General features: G+C 70.7%; 19 protein-coding genes. 7 read left to right on the top strand and 12 right to left on the bottom strand.

Annotated features, from left to right (window positions below; all coding sequences use genetic code 11):
- Nucleotides 1–4: 4 nt before the first annotated feature.
- The 11 genes from ACIA5D_RS22710 to ACIA5D_RS22660 are packed head-to-tail and all read right to left on the bottom strand — an operon-like array spanning nucleotide 5 to nucleotide 9,683.
- Entirely contained in the window at nucleotides 5–1,207 is a 1,203-nt protein-coding gene (locus ACIA5D_RS22710; protein WP_396032137.1) for an argininosuccinate synthase, read from the bottom strand.
- Nucleotides 1,204–1,704 carry an arginine repressor gene (locus ACIA5D_RS22705; RefSeq protein WP_396032136.1) on the bottom strand — a complete coding sequence of 167 codons (501 nt, stop codon included), beginning with the start codon at nucleotides 1,702–1,704 and terminating at the stop codon, nucleotides 1,204–1,206. Before ACIA5D_RS22705 ends, ACIA5D_RS22710 begins: the two co-directional genes overlap by 4 nt.
- Nucleotides 1,701–2,630, bottom strand: coding sequence for an ornithine carbamoyltransferase (gene argF / locus ACIA5D_RS22700; protein ID WP_396032135.1), 930 nt, complete (start codon nucleotides 2,628–2,630; stop codon nucleotides 1,701–1,703). Before argF ends, ACIA5D_RS22705 begins: the two co-directional genes overlap by 4 nt.
- Nucleotides 2,627–3,775: an acetylornithine transaminase gene (locus tag ACIA5D_RS22695; RefSeq protein ID WP_396032134.1), complete on the bottom strand. Its 1,149-nt coding sequence runs from the start codon at nucleotides 3,773–3,775 to the stop codon at nucleotides 2,627–2,629. Before ACIA5D_RS22695 ends, argF begins: the two co-directional genes overlap by 4 nt.
- Nucleotides 3,772–4,638 carry an acetylglutamate kinase gene (gene argB / locus ACIA5D_RS22690; RefSeq protein ID WP_396032133.1) on the bottom strand — a complete coding sequence of 289 codons (867 nt, stop codon included), beginning with the start codon at nucleotides 4,636–4,638 and terminating at the stop codon, nucleotides 3,772–3,774. Before argB ends, ACIA5D_RS22695 begins: the two co-directional genes overlap by 4 nt.
- Nucleotides 4,635–5,807, bottom strand: coding sequence for a bifunctional glutamate N-acetyltransferase/amino-acid acetyltransferase ArgJ (argJ, locus tag ACIA5D_RS22685; RefSeq protein WP_396032132.1), 1,173 nt, complete (start codon nucleotides 5,805–5,807; stop codon nucleotides 4,635–4,637). Before argJ ends, argB begins: the two co-directional genes overlap by 4 nt.
- Nucleotides 5,804–6,805, bottom strand: coding sequence for an N-acetyl-gamma-glutamyl-phosphate reductase (gene argC, locus ACIA5D_RS22680; RefSeq protein ID WP_396032131.1), 1,002 nt, complete (start codon nucleotides 6,803–6,805; stop codon nucleotides 5,804–5,806). Before argC ends, argJ begins: the two co-directional genes overlap by 4 nt.
- A gap of 33 nt (nucleotides 6,806–6,838) precedes the next feature.
- On the bottom strand, nucleotides 6,839–7,516 hold the full coding sequence (locus tag ACIA5D_RS22675) for a DUF2238 domain-containing protein (protein ID WP_396032130.1): 678 nt from the start codon (nucleotides 7,514–7,516) through the stop codon (nucleotides 6,839–6,841).
- 44 nt (nucleotides 7,517–7,560) lie between these two features.
- Entirely contained in the window at nucleotides 7,561–7,734 is a 174-nt protein-coding gene (locus tag ACIA5D_RS22670) for a hypothetical protein (protein WP_396032129.1), read from the bottom strand.
- A gap of 56 nt (nucleotides 7,735–7,790) precedes the next feature.
- Complete coding sequence (locus tag ACIA5D_RS22665) at nucleotides 7,791–8,480, bottom strand: hypothetical protein (protein ID WP_396032128.1); 690 nt, start codon at nucleotides 8,478–8,480, stop codon at nucleotides 7,791–7,793.
- A gap of 60 nt (nucleotides 8,481–8,540) precedes the next feature.
- Complete coding sequence (locus ACIA5D_RS22660; protein ID WP_396032127.1) at nucleotides 8,541–9,683, bottom strand: cellulose binding domain-containing protein; 1,143 nt, start codon at nucleotides 9,681–9,683, stop codon at nucleotides 8,541–8,543.
- A gap of 337 nt (nucleotides 9,684–10,020) precedes the next feature.
- Between ACIA5D_RS22660 and ACIA5D_RS22655 the strand changes: the two genes are divergently transcribed.
- The 4 genes from ACIA5D_RS22655 (at nucleotide 10,021) to ACIA5D_RS22640 (ending at nucleotide 15,614) form a co-directional block, all read left to right on the top strand.
- Nucleotides 10,021–11,862, top strand: a complete 1,842-nt coding sequence (locus tag ACIA5D_RS22655) for a cellulose-binding protein (protein WP_396032126.1) — start codon at nucleotides 10,021–10,023, stop codon at nucleotides 11,860–11,862.
- 81 nt (nucleotides 11,863–11,943) lie between these two features.
- Nucleotides 11,944–12,942: a cellulose binding domain-containing protein gene (locus ACIA5D_RS22650; RefSeq protein WP_396032125.1), complete on the top strand. Its 999-nt coding sequence runs from the start codon at nucleotides 11,944–11,946 to the stop codon at nucleotides 12,940–12,942.
- Between the two features lie 80 nt (nucleotides 12,943–13,022).
- Entirely contained in the window at nucleotides 13,023–13,256 is a 234-nt protein-coding gene (locus ACIA5D_RS22645) for a hypothetical protein (protein ID WP_396032124.1), read from the top strand.
- A 114-nt stretch (nucleotides 13,257–13,370) separates the two neighbouring features.
- Nucleotides 13,371–15,614 (top strand): glycoside hydrolase family 3 N-terminal domain-containing protein, encoded by a 2,244-nt coding sequence (locus ACIA5D_RS22640; RefSeq protein WP_396032123.1) that lies wholly within the window; start codon nucleotides 13,371–13,373, stop codon nucleotides 15,612–15,614.
- On the opposite strand, the gene ACIA5D_RS22635 is transcribed toward ACIA5D_RS22640, so the two are convergent.
- Nucleotides 15,601–16,293 carry a GNAT family N-acetyltransferase gene (locus ACIA5D_RS22635; protein WP_396032122.1) on the bottom strand — a complete coding sequence of 231 codons (693 nt, stop codon included), beginning with the start codon at nucleotides 16,291–16,293 and terminating at the stop codon, nucleotides 15,601–15,603. The genes ACIA5D_RS22640 and ACIA5D_RS22635 overlap by 14 nt on opposite strands.
- Nucleotides 16,294–16,300: 7 nt before the next feature.
- Here ACIA5D_RS22635 and ACIA5D_RS22630 point away from each other — a divergent pair, with 7 nt between their 5' ends.
- The 3 genes from ACIA5D_RS22630 to ACIA5D_RS22620 all read left to right on the top strand — a co-directional run bounded on the left by ACIA5D_RS22630 (nucleotide 16,301) and on the right by ACIA5D_RS22620 (nucleotide 19,302).
- Entirely contained in the window at nucleotides 16,301–16,999 is a 699-nt protein-coding gene (locus ACIA5D_RS22630; protein ID WP_396032121.1) for a vancomycin high temperature exclusion protein, read from the top strand.
- Nucleotides 17,000–17,112: 113 nt separating this feature from the next.
- Complete coding sequence (locus ACIA5D_RS22625; RefSeq protein WP_396032120.1) at nucleotides 17,113–17,781, top strand: hypothetical protein; 669 nt, start codon at nucleotides 17,113–17,115, stop codon at nucleotides 17,779–17,781.
- 144 nt (nucleotides 17,782–17,925) lie between these two features.
- On the top strand, nucleotides 17,926–19,302 hold the full coding sequence (locus ACIA5D_RS22620) for a M20/M25/M40 family metallo-hydrolase (RefSeq protein ID WP_396032119.1): 1,377 nt from the start codon (nucleotides 17,926–17,928) through the stop codon (nucleotides 19,300–19,302).
- Nucleotides 19,303–19,325 lie beyond the last annotated feature (23 nt).

Genomic DNA, 19,325 nt, shown 5'->3' with positions numbered 1-19,325 from the left:
ACGCTCAGTCTGCCAGCCGCCGGTCACGGCCCGCGGCCATGCGCGACGGCAGGCCCCAGAGCTGCACGAAGCCCTTGGCGAGGGACTGGTCGAACGTGTCGCCGGTGTCGTAGGTGGCCATGCCGAAGTCGTACAGGCTGGCCTCGGAACGCCGGCCGGTGACGACCGCGCGGCCGCCGTGCAGGGTGAGGCGCACCTCGCCCGAGACATGCTGCTGGGACTCGTCGATGAAGGTGTCGAGGGCCTTCTTGAGCGGCGAGAACCAGAGGCCGTCGTAGACGAGCTCGCCCCAGCGCTGGTCGACCGAGCGCTTGAACCGGGCCAGGTCGCGCTCGACGGTCACGTTCTCGAGCTCCTGGTGCGCGGCGATCAGCGCGATGGCGCCCGGCGCCTCGTACACCTCGCGGCTCTTGATGCCCACGAGGCGGTCCTCGACCATGTCGAGCCGGCCCACGCCCTGAGCGCCGGCGCGCCGGTTGAGCTCGGTGATGGCCTGGAACGGGGTCACGGTCTCGCCGTCGATCGCGACCGGGTTGCCCCGGTCGAAGGTGATGACGACCTCGTCGGCGTCGCGAGGAAGAGCAGGGTCCGACGTGTACGAGTAGATGTCCTCGATCGGAGCGTTCCAGATGTCCTCGAGGAACCCGGTCTCGACCGCGCGTCCCCACAGGTTCTGGTCGATCGAGTACGGCGACTTGTGCGACACGTCGATCGGCAGGCCCTTCTCCTCGGCCAGCGCGATCGCCTTGTCCCGCGTCCACGCGAAGTCACGCGCCGGGGCGATCACCTTGAGGCCGGGGGCGAGCGCGCCGATGCCCACCTCGAAGCGGACCTGGTCGTTGCCCTTGCCGGTGCAGCCGTGCGAGACGACGGTGCCGCCGTGCTGCTTGGCCGCCTCGACCAGGTGGCGCACGATCAGCGGCCGGCTCAGCGCCGACACCAGCGGGTAACGGTCCATGTAGAGCGCGTTGGCCCGCAGCGCCGGGAGGCAGAAGTCGGCGGCGAACTCGTCGCGGGCGTCCACGACGACGCTCTCGGCGGCGCCGCAGTCGAGCGCGCGCTGCCGGATGACCTCCATGTCCTCGCCGCCCTGGCCGACGTCGAGCGCGACGGCGATGACCTCCCCGCCGACCTGCTCGGCGAGGTAGGGGATGGCGACGGAGGTGTCGAGGCCCCCGGAGTACGCAAGAACGACCCGCTCGGTCACGGGATGCTCCCTTCAGTGTTATCGGTGGTGTGTCCGGCCCAGTCGGCGAGCTTGTCGGCCAGAGCCTTGCCGCCGGTGACGTCGCGGGCCACGACGAGAATCGTGTCGTCGCCGGCGATGGTGCCGACGACATCGGTGAGTCCGGAGCGGTCCAGCGCGCTCGCCAGGAACTGCGCGGCCCCCGGCGGGGTGCGCAGCACCGCGATGTTGCCGCTGGCGTCCACTCCGGTGAGCAACTCCCGCAGGAGCCTCAGGAGACGGGCCGGCGCGTTCTCGGCCTCGCGCAGCGGGCGCGTGCCGTCCTCGGGGATGAGGTAGGCGCCGCCGACCTTGACGGCGTTCAGCTCCTCCAGGTCGCGGGAGAGCGTGGCCTGGGTGACCTGCACGCCGTCGGCCGCGAGAAGCTCGGCCAGCTCGGTCTGCGACCGGATCGCCCGCTCGCGGATGAGCTCGACGATCCGGGCGTGGCGTCCGGCGCGGGTCACCGGTCCGGTCATTGTTCGTTCACCGCCAAGAGCCAAGCCAGCAGCGCCTTCTGCGCGTGCAAGCGGTTCTCGGCCTGGTCGAAGACGGCGCTCTGCGGTCCGTCCATCACCTGGTCGGTGATCTCCTCCCCGCGGTGCGCGGGAAGGCAATGCAGGACGATCGCATGCGGCGCGGCGGCGGCCAGGAGTTTTTCATTGATCTGGTACGGGAGGAAGGGCGTGATCCGGTCTTTGCCGTCGCTCTCCTGTCCCATCGAGGTCCAGGTGTCGGTGGCGAGGACATCCACCGCGTCGGCGGCCTCGAACGGGTCGCGCAGCACCTCGACCGAGCCGCCGGTCCAGGCCGCGATCTCGGCGGCCCGCGACACCACGGCCGGCGACGGGTCGAACCCCGAAGGCCCGGCCACGCGCACGTGCATCCCCGCGGTCGCCCCCGCGAGCAGGTAGGAGTGCGCCATGTTGTTGGCCGCGTCCCCCACGTACGCGAGCTTGTGCCCTTGGGTCTTGCCGAGCTTCTCGCGGATGGTCTGCAGGTCGGCGAGCAACTGGCAGGGGTGGAATCCGTCGGTGAGCGCGTTGACCACCGGGACGTCGACGCCCGAGGCCAGCTCGGTGAGCCGCTCGTCGCCGGTGGTGCGGAAGACCATGGCGGCCACGTAGCGGGAGACGACCTTGCCGGCGTCGGACAGCGACTCGCCCCGGCCGAAGTGGGTCAGCTGGGTGTCCACGATGATCGGCTGGCCGCCGAGCTCGGCGATGCCGGCCTCGAAGGAGAGCCGGGTACGCAGGCTGACCTTGTCGAAGAAGACCGCCACCGAGCGCGGGCCCTCGAGGGGGCGGAACTGGAAGCGGTTGGTCTTCATCTCGGCCGCGAGGCCGAGGACCGTGGCCTGCTCGGCCGGGGTGAGGTCGTCGTCGCGCAGGAAGTGGCGGGTCACTGGATACCGTCCAGGGCAGCGATGAGGGCGTCGGCCTGCTCGGCGCTGATGATCAGCGGCGGCGCGAGCCGGATGACGTCGGGCTGGGGCGCGTTGACGAGGAAGCCCGCCTCTTTCAAGGACTCGGCGATCCGCTTCGAATCGGGGGAATGCAGGACGATGCCGAGCAGGAGGCCGGCGCCGCGCACCTGCGCCACCAGCGGGTGGTTCTCGAGGCCACGCCGCAGCTGCTCGCCGACCCGCTTCACGTGGTCGAGCAGCCCCTCGCCGGCGATCGTGCGGACCACGGCGAGACCGGCCGCGCAGGCGACCGGGTTGCCGCCGAACGTGGTGCCGTGCGAGCCGGGGGTGAACAGGCCGGCGGCCGGGCCGAAGGCGATGCACGCGCCCAGCGGCAGGCCGCCGCCGAGCCCCTTGGCCAGGGTGATCACGTCGGGCTCGACGCCCTCGCTCTGGTGGTGGAACCAGTGGCCGGTGCGCCCGATGCCGGTCTGCACCTCGTCGAGGACGAGCAGGGCGCCGTTGCGGGTGCAGATCTCCCGCGCCCCGGCCAGGTAGCCGGCCGGCGGGACGACGACGCCGTTCTCCCCCTGGATCGGCTCGAGGATGACCATGGCGGTCTCGGACGTCACCGCGGCGTCCAATTCGGACAGATCCCCGAATGTCACGTGCTCGACATCGCCGGGCAGGGGCCGGAAAGGGTCGGCCTTCGAGGGCTGGCCCGTGAGGGCCAGAGCGCCCATGGTCCGCCCGTGGAAGGCGCCGTGCGTGGCCACGACGTGGGTGCGGCCGGTGAGGCGGGACAGCTTGAACGCGGCCTCGTTGGCCTCCGCCCCCGAGTTGCCGAAGATGACCCGGCCGCTGCGGCCCGCGAGCGCCAGCAGCAGTTCGGCCAGCGCCACGCAGGGCTCGGCGATGTACAGGTTGGAGACGTGGCCGAGCTGGGAGATCTGCTGGGTGACGGCTTCGACCACGGCGGGGTGGGCGTGGCCGAGGGCGTTCACCGCGATGCCGCCGAGGAAGTCGACGTACTCCTTGCCGTTCTCGTCGGTGACAACGGCCCCTTCACCTCGGACGAGGGCGATCTGCGGAGTCCCGTAGTTGTTCATCATCGACTGCGACCACCGGTCGACCAGCGAGCTCATGACGGCACCACCATGGTTCCGATCCCTTCGGACGTGAAGACTTCGAGCAGCGTGGAGTGGGCCACCCGGCCGTCGACGACGTGCGCGGCGGGCACGCCCCCGCGGACGGCGCGCAGGCACGCCTCCATCTTGGGCACCATCCCCGACTCGAGGCTGGGCAGCAGCTTCTCGAGCGCGTCGGCGTCGATGTGGGTGGTGAGCGACGAGGTGTCCGGCCAGTTGGTGTAGAGGCCGGGAACGTCGGTGAGCACGACCAGCTTGCGGGCCCCGAGCGCCTCGGCGAGGGCCGCCGCGGCCGAGTCGGCGTTGACATTGTGGACGACCCCGTCGGCGTCGGGCGCGACGGTGGCGACCACCGGGATGCGGCCGGCCGCGATCAAGTCGTCCACGGCCGAGGTGTCCACCGTGCCGACGTCGCCCACCTGGCCGAGGTCGACCTCTTCCCCGTCGGCCAGCGTGGTGCGCCTGACCGCCGTGAAGAGCTTGGCGTCCTCGCCGGAGAGCCCGACCGCGAAGGGCCCGTGTTTGTTGATCAATCCGACCAGCTCGCGCCCGACCTGCCCGGTGAGCACCATCCGCACGACGTCCATGGCCTCGGGCGTGGTGACCCGAAGCCCGCCCCGGAACTCGCTCTGGATCCCCAGCCGGTCGAGCATTCTGCTGATCTGCGGCCCGCCACCGTGCACCACGACCGGCTTGATGCCGACGTACCGCATGAACACGATGTCGGAGGCGAAGGCCGCTTGCAACGAGGGGTTGATCATGGCGTTGCCGCCGTATTTGATCACCACCGTGGCGCCGTGGAACCGTTCCAGCCAGGGCAGGGCCTCGATGAGGACCTCGGCCTTGTCGTGCGGGGTCACGAGGAGTACGCCGAGTTCTCGTGCACGTAGGCGTGCGACAGATCGGTCGTCCAGATGGTCGCCGCCATCTCCCCCTCGCGCAGGTTGACCGTGATCGCCACGTCCCGGTTCTCGAGGTTGACCTTCGACCGGTCCTCGGCGGCCGACCCGCCCTTGCAGATCCACACGCCGTTGATCGCGACGTCCACCCGATCCGGCTCGAACGCCGCCGACGTCGTCCCCACCGCCGCGAGGATCCGTCCCCAGTTCGGGTCGTTCCCGAACAGCGCCGTCTTCACCAGGTTGTTCCGCGCGACGACCCGCCCCACCTCGACGGCGTCCGTCTCGCTGGCCGCGCCCTCGACGGTGATCGCGATGTGCTTGGTCGCGCCCTCGGCGTCCCCGATCAGCTGTTGCGCCAGGATGTGGCACACCTCGGTGACGGCCGCCGTCAGCTCCTCGGGCGACGGCTGAACGTCGGAGGCCCCGCTGGCCAGCAGCAGCACGGTGTCGTTGGTGGACATGCACCCGTCGGAGTCGATCCGGTCGAAGGTGACCCGGGTCGCCTCGCGCAGCGCCGCGTCCAGCACCTCGTTGTCGGCCGACGCGTCGGTGGTGACCACCACCAGCATCGTCGCCAGCGCCGGCGCCAGCATCCCGGCGCCCTTCGCGATCCCGCCGACCGACCAGCCGTCCTTGCGCACGACGGCGGTCTTGGCCACGGTGTCCGTCGTCATGATCGCCTCGGCGGCCCGATCGCCGCCGTCCTTCGCCAGCTCCTTGGCCGCCGCGGTGACCCCCGGTAGAAGCTTGTCCATCGGCAGCAGCTCGCCGATCAGCCCCGTCGAGCAGACCGCCACGTCGCCCGCGCCGATCATCTGCGGCTTCGGCCCGCCGCGCAGCACGGTCGCGACGTGCTCGGCGGTCGAGTGCGTGTCGCGGAAGCCCTGCGAGCCGGTGCACGCGTTGGCGCCGCCCGAGTTCAGCACGACCGCGCGCACGACGCCGCCCTTGAGCACCTGCTGGCTCCAGAGCACGGGCGCGGCCTTGACGCGGTTGCCGGTGAAGACGCCGGCCGCGGTGAAGTCGGGCCCGTCGTTGACGACGAGCGCCACGTCCGGGTTGCCGGTGGTCTTGAGCCCCGCGGCGACGCCGCTGGCCCGGAAGCCCTTGGGGTGGGTGACGGTCATGGTGCGACTCCGAACACGGACAGGCCCATGGTCTCGGGCAGGCCGGACATGAGGTTGGCGCACTGCACGGCCTGGCCCGCGGCGCCCTTGCCGAGGTTGTCCAGGGCGCTCACCACGACGATCCGGCCGGAGTCGACGTCGACGGTGGCCTGCAGGTGGCACGAGTTGGATCCGGCGGTCGCGGCCGTATGGGGCCACTGCCCTTCGGGCAGCACATGAACAAAAGCCTCGTTCGCGTACGCCTCCGTGAGCACCGCGCGGGGATCCCCCTGGTTCCGGAAGCGGGCGGTGACGGTCGCGAGGATGCCGCGGGGCATCGGGGCGAGGACCGGGGTCATCGAGAGCGACGTCGCGCCGGTCGCCTGCTTGATCTCGGGCACGTGCTGGTGGGCGCCGACCTTGTAGGGCGACAGATCGCCCATCACCTCGCTGCCCAGCAGGTTCACCGTGGCGTTGCGCCCCGCGCCCGACGTGCCCGAGCTGGCGACCACCACCACGTCGGCGGGGTCGGCGAGCCCGCTGGCGATCAGCGGCGCGAGCGCGAGAGTGACGGTGGCCGCATAACAACCCGTGTTGGCCACCCGGTCGGCGGTCGCGATCAGTTCCCGCTGACCCGGCAATTCGGGCAGCCCGTAGGTCCACGTCCCCGCGTGCTCGCCGCCGTAGTACCGGCGCCAGAGCTCCCCGTCCTTCAGCCGGAAGTCGGCGCCGAGGTCGACGATCTTGACGCCGGCCGGCAGCTGCGCCGCCAGCGCCGCCGACTGCCCGTGCGGAAGAGCAAGAAACACCAGGTCGGCGTCGGTCAGGCCGGCCGCATCGGTCGCGCCGAGCGTGAGGTCGAGGCCGGTCAATTGCGGGTGTACGGCGGCGACATGCGCACCCGCTTGCGAGTGCGCGGTGGCCGCGACGAGCTCGAACTCGGGGTGCCCCGCGAGCAGGCGGAGCAGCTCGCCCCCCGCGTACCCACTGGCGCCCGCGACCGCAACCCGGATTCCCATACCAACCTCCGCATGACTATGCAGAGAACCGTATCAAGCGGACCCGTCCGGCGGCAACCGAATACCCCTTGTAGTGGACGTCACGCCGCGCAGTTGCCGGTCGTGGACCCGGCTGAGCAGCAGAAGGCTGAGGATCGCGCCGACCGCCGCCATGAACATGTCCCACTGGGTGTCCCAGATGTCGCCCTGCGCGCCCAGGAAATCATCGGCCGCCGACCCGCCGATCAACGCGGAAGCCCACTCGAACAGCTCCCAGGTGGCGCTGACCGCCATCACGACGCACCAGACCAGCGCGCTGAGCCACCCGCCGGGCCGCAGCGGCGTGCGGCGCAGCAGGATCTCGCGAGCCACGATCGCCGGCACGAACCCCTGGGCCAGGTGCCCGAGCCGGTCGTACGGGTTGCGCGCCAACCCGAGAGCATCACGCACCCAGTCGCCCGCGGGCACCTCGGCGTACGTCCAGTGCCCGCCGATCATCAGGATGAGCGCCTGCGCCAGGATCAGCCGGTAGGCGAGCGGCGTCAGCGGAAACCGCCGGTACGTGAGAACGAGGATCGGCGCGGCGATGAGCGCCGCGAGCACCTCCAGGAACCAGGTGCCCAGTGACTTGGCCCCGATCGCGGAGACGACAAGGGCGACGATGCCGACCCCGAGCAGCACAGCGGGTTCGCGGCGGCGCGGCGGCGCGGCGGCGGATGCGGTAGCGGTCACCGGCCCAGCCTGCTCGATCGGCCGGACCGGGACCATGGGTACATCTACTCAATCAACGCCGCGAGGACTTCCACCTGCCCCGGATCGTCGCCGTAGCAGTACAGGACCACCTCGTCGGCGCCCAGCTCCCGATACTCCGCAACCGCCCCGGCCACGCACACCCCGGCATGGCAAGCCCCCAGCCCGGCGACCGAAAGGCCGCGACCGACCGCACCCACCGCGACCAGGCAACACCGGCGCCCCGCCCCGGCATTCTGTGATCGACAGGACCCGCCTAGTCGGGCTTACGCGGCGTGTAGGCGACCCGGAAGAATCCTCGGACCGGACGCGCGCCCAGGCCGAGGTTGTGCGTGAAGGCGATGGCCTTGGCCGGCGCCGACGTGTCCAGCTCGATGGTGGTGTCGTCGCGGCGGCCGCGGTTGGGGTCGTAGACCCGGACCGTCAGCCGACTGCCGTCGGTCTCGTAGGCGTAAGCGAGCACCTGATGGTTGAACGCCAGGTCCTTCGGGTTGCGCGACGCTACGGTCACGACGCCGAGCGGGACCGGCAGGCCTCGATCGAGGTCTCTCTTGATCTGCGGCCACTGCACGCGGACGGTGCGCCAGCTCAGGCCCCGCTCGACGATGACCTGGCGGCCGAACACCTTCATCGTGTTGTCGCCGTCGGGGAGGCTCATCCACTGGTAGTACTGGGCCACGCCGGCGGGGACGTGCCACGAGTCGATGAGCCTCGCGACGATGAAGCGGTAGAACGGGTCGCCGGCGGGCGGGCGGGCCGTCGCCGGCTCGCGGCCGGTCAGCCAGTAGTCCATCGCGGCGAAGACCATGCCGCCGCAGAGGCCGCCGGCGGCGTTGCCCAGGCCCAGCTCGCCGAACGGGGTGGGCACGACGACGGCGGGCTGCTGGGGCCACGCGTTGGTGAACGCGAAGCCGTGCTTCGTGGGCAGGAAACCGTCCGCCGCCATGCCGACACGCTAGCGCCGGCATGCCGGCGGAGGGAGATCTCCGTCGGCATGCCGACCCCATCACGCGTACGTGAGGTTGAAGCTGTTGCAGACGAAGTTGGACTGGCCGGCCGTGCCCGAGATCTCGAAGCCGAACTGGATCTCGCCGACCGTCACGTCGCCGTACCAGCCGTTGGTGCGCAGCCAGTTCAGAACGGACAGGACGTCGATGGTCGTGGCGCTCGTCTGGCTGGTGCGGATGAACGAGTACACCTGGTTGCTGCCGTTCGATCCACGGTAGACGTTCCACGTGTGGCCGCCGGCCGAGACGTTGCGGGCCGACGGGACGGCCCCGTTGGCGTCGTACGACTCGGCGATCGGGCCGACCGCGCCGTGCTGGTTGGTCCAGATCATGACCTCGTACGCGTAGTTGTTGGCCCAGATGTCGTAGGCCGTCTCGTAGTCGCCGTCCGCGGGCACCGCGACGTTGAACGAGCTGGAGATCGAGCTCAGGGAGCTCAGGGTGCGGTTCAGCGTCTTGCCCGTGTGCGGGTACGACTTCACGCCGCTCGTCCGCGGCTGGTTGGACACCACGCCCCAGTTGGTGCCGGTCCGGGCCCAGATCGTCTGCGAGCCCGCGGCGCCGCCCCACACGTCGTTGTTCAGCGTGTAGCCGTTGTTGGTCCACGAGTCGTACTGGCCAGTGGCGACCCAGGCTGCATCCGACGGGACGCCGCCGGGATTGCCGGTGGGGGTCGTGGTCGGCGGCGTGGTCGTGGGCGAGGTGGTCGTGGGCGAGGTGGTCGGGTTGGTCACGCCGCCGGTGCAGGCGGCGCCGTTGAGGGTGAAGCTCGCCGGCGCCGGGTTGCTGCCGGTCCACGAGCCGTTGAAGCCGAACGACTGGGAGCCGTTGGTGGCGATCGAACCGTTGTAGCCGGCATTCTTCGCCGTCACGGTCGCGCCGCTCTGGGTGAGTGTGGTGTTCCACGATTGGGTCACCGTCTGACCGGTGCCGAACGACCACACCAGCGTCCAGGAACTGACCGCGTCGCCCAGGTTCTTGATGGTGACATTGGCGCCGAAGCCGCCGGGCCATTGGCTGCTCACCTGATAGGTGACGGCGCAGCCGGCCGCCGCGGACGCCGGGAGCGCCGTGACGACCCCGGCGCCGGCCGCGATGCCCAGGCTCGCGGCCAGGCACGCGGCGAGATTTCGCCTACGCATGTCGGATCCCCTCACTGAATTCGGGTCCACACGGGCGTCACCTGCGACTTTGCCTGTCGAAGCGCTTCGACAGGCGGGCCCAAAGTTTCATGAACGTCAATGCGGTATTGCGGCGATGTTAGGTCCGGACCGGCGCGCGGGGCAAGGTTGTGTCCGAATTGTCCAGGCAAGCTGTGCAACAAACCTGCAAACGGAACTCATTGACCCGGGTATATAAGCGAGTGAGGATTTCTTCACGGAATACCGTCCCCGGAACCGTTCCCCTCCGGCCGCGGCGCCGTTTTCCCATGCATTTTTGCAGAGGCCGCCGGTTCCGAATTGCGACAAGGAGAAATGCATGGCACCCCACCCTCGCGCTCGCCGGCTCCGCCGGCTAGCCGGTGCCGGCGGGCTGGTCACGCTGGTCACGGCGGGCCTCTTCGTCACCGTCACGAACGCCGAGGCGGCCACCGTCTTCAGCGCCGACTTCGAGAACGGCAGCGCCGCCGGCTGGTCCAAATCGGGCGGCACCTGGTCGGTCGTCGCGGACGGCTCCCAGGTTCTGCAGCAGTCCGATTCCGGCAGTGAGCGCGCCCGCGAGTTCGCCGGCGACTCCAGCTGGACCAACTACTCGGTGCAGGCCCGGGTCAAGGCCACGTCGTTCGCCTCCACCGCGGGCGTCGTGTCGCTGACCGCCCGCGCGAGCGGTGCGACCAAGATGTACCGGTTGTCGCTGACGGGCGGCAACCGGGTCCAGCTGGAGACCATGAACGGGTCGGCGGTGACCGTTCTTGCCGGCATCAACCAGACGATCTCCACCAGCACCTTCTACACGCTGAAGCTGACCGTCAACGGCAGCACGATCAGCGGCACCGTGAACGGCGCCGGCGTCGGCAGCGTGACCGACTCGACGATCGGCGCCGGCCGGATCGGCCTGCTGACCGAGCACGCCGCGGGCCGCTTCGACGACGTGATCGTGGACAACGGCGGCGGCACCACGCCCACGTCGAGCCCCACATCCAACCCGACGACCAGCCCGACCACCCCGCCTACGACCCCGCCGACCACGCCGCCGACCACCCCGCCGACGACCGGCCCGACAATGCCGCCCACCACCGGCGCGATCTACGCGGCGCCGAACGGCACGGCGGGCGCGGCCGGCACCCAGGCGGCGCCCACGACGGTCACCGACGCGATCACCCGGATCGCCGCGGGCGGCACGATCTACCTGCGCGGCGGCGCCTACAACCTCTCGTCGACGGTCACGATCGCCGCCGGGAACAACGGGACCTCGAGCGCACGCAAGACGCTCTCGGCGTACCCGGGTGAAGTGCCGATCTTGAACTTCTCGGCCCAGGCGGAGGACTCGGCGAACCGCGGGCTCGCCGTCAACGGCAACTACTGGCGCGTGTACGGGATCGTGGTCGAGCGCGCCGGCGACAACGGCATCTTCGTGGGCGGCAGCAACAACATCATCGAGCGGACCGTGACCCGCTACAACCACGACACGGGGCTTCAGCTGTCCCGGATCGCGTCGGACACCCCGCAGGCGCAATGGCCGGCGAACAACCTGATCGTCAGCGCCGAGTCGCACGACAACGCCGACTCGGACGGCGAGGACGCGGACGGCTTCGCCGCGAAACTCACCGTCGGCAGCGGCAACATCTTCCGGTACGACGTCTCGCACAACAACATCGACGACGGCTGGGACCTGTACACGAAGAGCGACACCGGCGCGATCGGCCCGGTCACCATCGAGTACTCGCTGTCCTACAACAACGGCACGCTGACCGACGGCTCGCAGGCCGGCGCCGGCGACCGCAACGGCTACAAGCTGGGCGGCGAGGACATCGCGGTCAACCACACCGTCACGCACAGCATCGCGTACAAGAACGGGAAGCACGGCTTCACCTACAACAGCAACCCGGGCTCGATGACGATCTCCAACAACGTCGCCGTCGACAACACCGAGCGGAACTTCTCGTTCGACGCGGGCACGTCGGTGTTCCGCAACAACACCTCGTGCCGCAGCTCGAGCGGCACGAACGACCGCATCATCGGCAACTCGGACAGCTCGAACCAGTTCTGGTCGGGCACGAACGGCGCCCGCTGCACCACCTACAGCGGCGCGCTGGGCTGGTCGTTCGCCTCGAACGGCACGCTCCAGGTGACCTTCGCCGGCAAGGTCGTCAACCCCTGACTCCGGGGGCGGGCCGGCTTCCCACGAGCCGGCCCGCCCTCGGGCGTTGACAGACGTCTATCTATACCGGACGGTCGGAGCATGTCTCGTCCTCGTTTGTGGCTCGCCGCGACGCTCCTCGCGACGACCCTGTTCGCCGCGGCCGCCGGCCCGGCCCTCGCCGCCGCGCCCGCGCCCACCGACCTGCGGGCCACCGCCGTGACCCCGGTCTCGATCACGCTGTCCTGGACCGCGTCCCCGGGCGCCACCGGCTACCAGATCACCTACTACCAGGCCTTCAACGACGTGATCTGGTCGCAGGCCGCCGGGAACGTCACCACCGCGACGGTCACCGGCTACATCCTCCCGACCCGGCAGTACTCGTTCCGGGTCAGCGCCCTCGACGCCGACGGCTACTCGCCGGCCAGCAACACGGTCACCGTCGTCACCCCGGCATCCACCACCGGGGACACGACGCCGCCCGCCACGCCCGCGAACTTCCGGATCACCGAGGTCACCGCGACCGGCCCGGCGCTGGCCTGGGACGCCGCGACCGACGACGTCGGCGTCACCGGGTACGACGTCTACCTCTTCGACGGCTGGTACACCTCGACGCTGCTCGGCTCCACCACCGGCACCGCGATCACCGTCCCGTTCGGCAACTCCAGCACCGGGATGCGCAACTACTACGCCCGCGCCAGGGACGCCGCCGGCAACGTCTCGATCGCTACGAACACCGTCCGGGCGCAGCCCCCGACGACGCCCACCACGCCGCCGGCGCCGACCTGCAACGTCACCTACAAGACCACCTCGGAGTGGAGCGGGGGCTTCGTCGCCGAGATGACGGTGACCAACGCCACCGCCACGGCGATCAGCAACTGGGCCGTGACGCTGACCATGGGCGGCGACCAGACCGTCGCCCAGACCTGGAACGCCACCTTCACCCAGTCCGGATCGACGGTCACGCTCACCGGCGAGCGCTGGAACCGCACGATCCCGGCCGGCGGCAGCGCCACGGCAGGCCTGCTGGGCCGCTGGCACGCCAGTAACGCCGGCCCGACGAGCGCCACCCTCGACGGAGCCGCCTGCACCCTGGCCTGACCCGCGACCGCGGCTGTCCCGCCACGTATGGAGGGGCAGCCGCGGCCGGGGAAACGGGCAGGGGTGGTATGACTGTCCGCATGGCAGACAAGACGATCATCGCGATCCGGGAGGCCGCGGCCGCGTACGCCGAGGCCGTCCGCACCACCCAGCGCTACTTCGACAGGGTCGAGGACACCGACGACCCCTCGGTCCTGGTCGAATACGCGACGCTCGTCGAGCGCGAGAAGGAGGCCGCCGAGGCGCGGCTGGACGCCATCGAGGCCGCCGGCATCGAGGCGCCAAGCATCGATGAAAGTGATTCAGATAGCTGAGTGAACAGTTCCGGAACCGGGGCGGGGTGCCGGAACCGGTTCCGGACTGGAAGACTGCCGGTTGTTAGCGTTCCACAGACCGTGCCACCGCGGTCGTGACGACCGGAGGCACGAGTGCCCGCTGATCTTCTCCCGTACCGGGATCCGGCCCTGCCCGTCGAGCAGCGTGTCGACGATCTGCTCGCCCGCATGACCTTGCCGGAGAAGGTCGGCCAGATGCTGCAGCTGGACGCCCGCAACGACGTCAAGGAGATCGTCAGCGAGAAACTGGCCGGCTCGATCCTGCACACGTCGCCGGCGAAGATGCTGGAGGCGATCGACCTGGTCGCCAAGACCCGGCTGCAGATCCCGCTGCTCACGGCAGAAGACTGCATCCACGGCCACTCGTTCTGGCCGGGCGCCACCATCTTCCCGACGCAGCTGGCGATGGCCGCGACCTGGGACGCCGCGCTGGTGGAGCGGGCCGCCCGGATCACCGCCCTCGAGGTGGCCGCCACCGGCATCCACCAGACCTTCTCCCCCGTCCTGTGCATCACCCGCGACCTGCGCTGGGGCCGGGTCGACGAGACGTTCGGCGAAGACCCGCACCTGATCGGCGAGCTGGGCGCCGCGATGGTCCGCGGCTACCAGGGCAAGGGCCTCGACGACCCGACCGCGATCCTGGCGACCGCCAAGCACTTCGCCGGCTACTCCGAGACGCAGGGCGGCCGGGACGCCAGCGAGGCCGACATCAGCCCGCGCAAGCTGCGCTCGTGGTTCCTGCCGCCGTTCGAGCGGGTCGCGCGCGAGGGCTGCCAGGTCTTCATGCTCGGCTACCAGTCGATGGACGGCGTGCCGATCACCGCGAACAAGTGGCTGCTCAACGACGTGCTCAAGGGCGAGTGGGGTTTCACCGGCACACTGGTCACCGATTGGGACAACGTGGGCCGGATGGTCTGGGAGCAGAAGGTCTGCGCCGACTACGCCGAGGCCGCGGCGGTCGCGGTCCGCGCCGGCAACGACCTGGTCATGGTGACGCCGGGCTTCTTCGAGGGGGCCCAGGAGGCGGTGGCGCGGGGCCTGCTGCGCGAGGACGAGATCGACGACGCGGTCCGGCGGATCCTGCGGCTCAAGTTCGAGATGGGCCTGTTCGAAGACCCGCGGGCGCCGTCGGCGTCACGCCAGCAGGAGGTCATCGGCATCCCGGCCCACGCCGAGCTGAATCTCGACGTCGCGCGGCGGTCGCTGGTGCTGCTGCGCAACGACGGCATCCTCCCCCTGAATCCGGAGAAATTCCGGCGAATCGCCGTCATCGGGCCGAACGCCGACCACCCCCAGTCCCAGCTGGGCGACTGGTCGGGAAATTCCGGACAGGTCGACTGGATGCCGGACGGCCACCCGCGCGAGCTGATCGACACGGTTCTCGACGGCTTCAAGAAGATCGCCCCGGCGAACTGGGACGTCACGCACGCACGCGGCGCCGACATCGAGCGCCTGGTCCCCGACCCCGAGGGCGAGACCTATCCCGACGGCCAGCCCCGGCCGCCGATCTCGCAGGCCGCGCCGGTCGACGGCCACCTGATCTCGCTCGCCGGCGACGAGGCGATCCGGGCCGACTACGCGGTCGTGGTGGTCGGCGACACGGTCAACCTCACCGGCGAGCACAAGTCGACGGCGACGCTCGAGCTGCAGGGTGGGCAGATCGCGCTGCTCGACGCGATCGCGGCCACCAAGACGCCGATGATCGTGGTGCTGCTCAACTCGAAGCCGTGCGTGCTGCCGGAATCGGCGCTCAACGCCGCGGCGATCATCCAGGCGTTCAACCCGGGCATGCGCGGCGGCCGGGCGATCGCCGAGCTGGTGCTGGGCCTGATCGAGCCGAGCGGGCGGATGCCGCTGTCGGTGCCGCGGCACGTGGGACAGCAGCCGGTCTACTACAACCAGATCCGCGGACAGCACGGGAAGCGGTACGCCGATCTGACCCAGGAGCCGCTCTTCGTGTTCGGCGAGGGCCTGTCGTACACGACCGTCGCCTACCGCGACCTGACCGTTTCCCCCACCGTCGGGGCGACCGGGACCATCCGCGCGGAGGTCACGCTCACGAACACCGGCGCGAGGCCGTCGCTGGAGACAGTTCAGGCGTACGTCAGCGACCTGGTCACCAGCGTCACGTGGGCCGTCAAGGAGCTCAAGGGGTACCGGCAGGTCATCGTGCCCGCGGGCGAGTCGGTGACGGTCACCGTCGAGGTTCCGGCGACGGCGTGCTCGCTGGTCACGGCCGACGGCCGGCGGGTGGTCGAGCCCGGCGACTTCGAGCTGCTGGTCGGCCCGTCGTCACGCGAGCGTGACCTGCTGCGGGCGCCCTTCACGATTCGCTGACGCGGGCCGCGGCGATCCGGGTCAAGGCAAAACCCAGTTTCGCGTACGTGTTGAGCGCGCCCACGTTCCAGTAATCGACGATCAGCCCGACCCGCCCGCGCCCGGCCAGAAGCTCGTTCGTCACGAACGCGCACACCTGCCGGGCGAGGCCACGACCGCGGGCCTCGGCGCGGGTCGCCACCCCCGCCAGGAGCCCGATCTCGGCCGTCGACCAGGCGTCCGCGGCGACCGCCAGCAAGGTTCCGTCGTCGCCGCGGACACCGGCCCAGCGCTTCACCCCGGGGTCGCGCGGTTTCGCGTACGAGTCGGGAAAGGCCTCGTCGAGCAGCGCCGTGACCTGCGGCAATTCGTCGGCATGCAGCCAGGTCGCGCCGGTTTTCGCGGCCGGCACGGGCGCGGTGACATCCATCCAGCCGAATTTTCCCGCCACCTCGAGCGCCGGGATCCGCTCGGCGACCGCGACGATGACCTCCTCGTCGCCGATCGGCCGGAACGTCTTCTCGATGTTCGGCAGGACCTCGTCGGTGAGCAGGCGCACGACCGCGTCCGGCTCGCCGTGGATCGCCAGCCGATCGCGGCGGCTCAGGTTCGCGCAGGCCACGGCGATCGCGTCCGGCCGCTCCCAGATCGTCGCCCCCGGCTGCCCCGCCGCCCACCGCACCACCGGAAAGTCGATCACGCCGACCATGTTGACACGGGCTGGCATCGTCGGCCGCGTGCTGATCCGCCTGCTGCGCCGCGTCATCCTGCCGGGCGCGCTCCTCACCGCTCTGGCCGTGATCGCGATGACATCGTGCTCACTCTGGGTGAGCATCAAGGCCGCAGGTCACGTGTACGACGAGCAGACGGTTCCCGCGGCGCCGGTCGCGATCGTCCTCGGCGCCGAGGTCTACCCCGGCGGTACCCCGTCCCCGTTCCTGGCCGCCCGCCTCGACATCGCCCACCGCCTGCTGGAGGCCGGCAAGGTCCGCGCGATCCTGGTGTCCGGCGACCACCGCCGCTGGGACTACGACGAGCCCGGCGCCATGCAGGTGTACCTGGTCGCCCGCGGCGTTCCGGCCCAGCAGGTCGTCCTCGACCACGCCGGCTTCGACACGTACGACTCGTGCGCCCGCGCCAAGCGCGTCTTCGGCATCGCCAAGGCCATCGTGGTCACCCAGAGCTACCACATCGACCGCGCCGTGGCCCTATGCCGGGCCCAGGGCATCGACGCGACCGGCGTGGGCGACAACTCGGTCCGCATCTACCGGGGTCCGTGGGCGCACTCGATGTTCCGCGAGCGCGGCGCGATCGTGAAGGCCGCCGCCGACGCCCTCGCCCACCGTGACCCGGTCTTCCTGGGCCGCCACGAGCCCGGCATCGACGACGCGCTGCGCCTGAGCTGACCTCACAGCCTCGCCCGGGCCGGTTCTTAGCTGATTCTTAGACGCATCGGCATCGACCTCCCAGGAAGCGCGTCGATCCTTGGGGTCGAAGTCACCCCGGCATGGAGACCTTGATGACCGATAACCCGCGCCCCGACGAGCCCACCCAGCCGATCAACCAGCCGGCCCCCGGCTCGACGCCGCCCGGTTCCACACCCGCCGCCACGCCCGGTGGTTCCACGCCCGCTGCCGCACCCGGTGGTTCCACGCCCACCGACCCGGCCCAGCCACCGCCCCAGCCGGCGCCCAAGCCGGCGCCGGCCGCCCCCGCGGCCATTGACGCACCGCCCGCCCAGGCCCCTGCGGCCCCGGCCGGCCCCGCCGATGTCCCGCCCGGCCAGCTGCCGCCGCCTCATGCCGCGCAGGCCGGTCCCGCCACCGCGCCGCCCGGCCAGGTGCCACCGCAGCAGGCCTGGCAGTCGGCCGCCCCGCCGCAGCAGCGCTGGTGGAACCGCCGCGTCCCCCTTCTCCTCGCCGCGGCCCTGCTGCTGGTCGGTTGCGCGCTCGGCGCCGGCTTTGTCCTGGTCGGCGCGGTCGTCTCGCACTTCGACGGCAACGACCGCGGCCGCCCCACCATGCGCCACGACGGCTACGGCCCCGGCGACCGGCGCGGCGGCGACGGCCTGCGCAACCGCGACGGCCGCGGCTTCCCGCCCGGCCAAGGCAACCGCCCGAACCCCAACAATCCCAACCCGGTCCCCACCGCGCCGTCCATCTCTCCCTCCCCCGCCACCACGTCCTGACGACCGCCCCCTTCCCCGCCACCCGCGTCCTGACGACCACCCCCTTCCCCGCCACCACGTCCTGACGACCACCCCCCTCCCCCGGCCGCGAACAGACATCGACGGCCATGGACATGACGCGGCCGGGGGACGAGAGTGGTCGGCATGCCCAAGTCGACGAGGCGAACGTTTCTGACGGTGTCCGCGGCGACCATCGCCGCCGGCGTCTCCGGTGAGGCGCAAGCGGCCGAGCGCCGCAATCCCTCCCCCGCGCCCGAACTGCGCGCGATCCTTCGCGACATCGACCCCCAGCGGATCGAGGCGACCATCCGCCGCCTCGTCGCTTTCGGCACCCGGCACACCCTGTCGGTGCAGGACGACCCGAACCGCGGCATCGGCGCGGCCCGGGACTGGCTCTTCGCCGAGCTCCAGCGCTACGCCGCCACCTCGTCGGGCCGGATGACGGTCGAGCTCCAGTCGTTCATCCAGCCCGTCTCCTCCCGGATCCCGGTGCCGACCCGCATCACCAACGTGGTGGCCAGGCTGCGCGGCAGCGTCACTCCCGAGCGCGTGTACGTGGTGACCGGCCATTACGACTCGCGAGTGACCGACGTGATGAACGCGACCAGCGATGCCCCCGGCGCCGACGATGACGCGTCGGGCGTGGCGGTCGTCCTCGAACTGGCCCGCGTGCTCGCCACCCGTACCCCCGAAGCGACCATCGTCCTCGCCGCCGTGGCCGGGGAGGAGCAGGGCCTCTACGGCTCCGACCACCTCGCCCAGTCGTTCAAGGACGCGGGCGCGGACGTACAGGCGATGTTCTCGAACGACATCGTCGGGACGGGCAACGCGCACGACGGCACCGCGAACGACCCGCGCACGGTCCGGCTGTTCGTCGAGGGGGTGCCGACCGCCGAGACCGCGGCCGAGGCCACGATCCGCAAGAGCGTCGGCGGCGAGAACGACGGCCCGTCGCGTCAGCTGGGCCGCTTCGTCGACGACGTGGCGAGCAACGAGCAGACGGGCATGCGGGTCCGCACGATCTGGCGTCGCGACCGCTACCTGCGCGGCAGCGACCACATCTCGTTCCTGCTGCGCGGCTACCCCGCGGCCCGCTTCACCGAGCCGCGCGAGAACTTCGCTCACGAGCACCAGGACGTCCGCGTCGAGAACGGCGTCCAGTTCGGCGACCTGATCGAGTTCTGCGACTTCGCGTACATCGCCCGCGTCGCCCGGGTGAACGCCGCCGCCCTCTGGTCGCTCTCCCAGGCCCCCGGCACCCCCAAGGGCGTGGTCATCGACACAACCCAGCTCACCAACGAGACGACGCTGCGCTGGAACCCGAATCCCGAGCCCGACCTGGCCGGGTACGAGATCGTCTGGCGGGAGACCACGGCCCCCGACTGGACCCACTCCCGCAAGGTCGGCAACGTCACCACCTTCACCATCGACCTCTCGAAGGACAACGTCTTCTTCGGCGTACGCGCCCTGGACCGCAACGGCAACCGAAGCCCCGCCGCCGCGCCACAGCCGTCAAGCTGAGCCGTTTGTCGTCTGTTTCAGGT

It is taken from the genome of Actinoplanes sp. NPDC051513 (assembly GCF_044454685.1).
GTDB lineage: Bacteria > Actinomycetota > Actinomycetes > Mycobacteriales > Micromonosporaceae > Actinoplanes.
This window is presented reverse-complemented; position numbering and strand designations above follow the sequence as displayed.

What these genes read in the sequence shown, in the direction of transcription:
- ACIA5D_RS22630 (WP_396032121.1), top strand. Translation starts at nt 16,301, where the DNA reads ATGTTGACACGGGCTGGCATCGTCGGCCGCGTGCTGATCCGCCTGCTG.
- ACIA5D_RS22705 (WP_396032136.1), bottom strand. Translation starts at nt 1,704, where the DNA reads ATGACCGGACCGGTGACCCGCGCCGGACGCCACGCCCGGATCGTCGAG.
- ACIA5D_RS22625 (WP_396032120.1), top strand. Translation starts at nt 17,113, where the DNA reads ATGACCGATAACCCGCGCCCCGACGAGCCCACCCAGCCGATCAACCAG.
- argC (WP_396032131.1), bottom strand. Translation starts at nt 6,805, where the DNA reads ATGGGAATCCGGGTTGCGGTCGCGGGCGCCAGTGGGTACGCGGGGGGC.
- ACIA5D_RS22695 (WP_396032134.1), bottom strand. Translation starts at nt 3,775, where the DNA reads ATGAGCTCGCTGGTCGACCGGTGGTCGCAGTCGATGATGAACAACTAC.
- ACIA5D_RS22665 (WP_396032128.1), bottom strand. Translation starts at nt 8,480, where the DNA reads ATGGCGGCGGACGGTTTCCTGCCCACGAAGCACGGCTTCGCGTTCACC.
- ACIA5D_RS22620 (WP_396032119.1), top strand. Translation starts at nt 17,926, where the DNA reads ATGCCCAAGTCGACGAGGCGAACGTTTCTGACGGTGTCCGCGGCGACC.
- ACIA5D_RS22655 (WP_396032126.1), top strand. Translation starts at nt 10,021, where the DNA reads ATGGCACCCCACCCTCGCGCTCGCCGGCTCCGCCGGCTAGCCGGTGCC.
- ACIA5D_RS22650 (WP_396032125.1), top strand. Translation starts at nt 11,944, where the DNA reads ATGTCTCGTCCTCGTTTGTGGCTCGCCGCGACGCTCCTCGCGACGACC.
- argJ (WP_396032132.1), bottom strand. Translation starts at nt 5,807, where the DNA reads ATGACCGTCACCCACCCCAAGGGCTTCCGGGCCAGCGGCGTCGCCGCG.
- ACIA5D_RS22645 (WP_396032124.1), top strand. Translation starts at nt 13,023, where the DNA reads ATGGCAGACAAGACGATCATCGCGATCCGGGAGGCCGCGGCCGCGTAC.
- ACIA5D_RS22660 (WP_396032127.1), bottom strand. Translation starts at nt 9,683, where the DNA reads ATGCGTAGGCGAAATCTCGCCGCGTGCCTGGCCGCGAGCCTGGGCATC.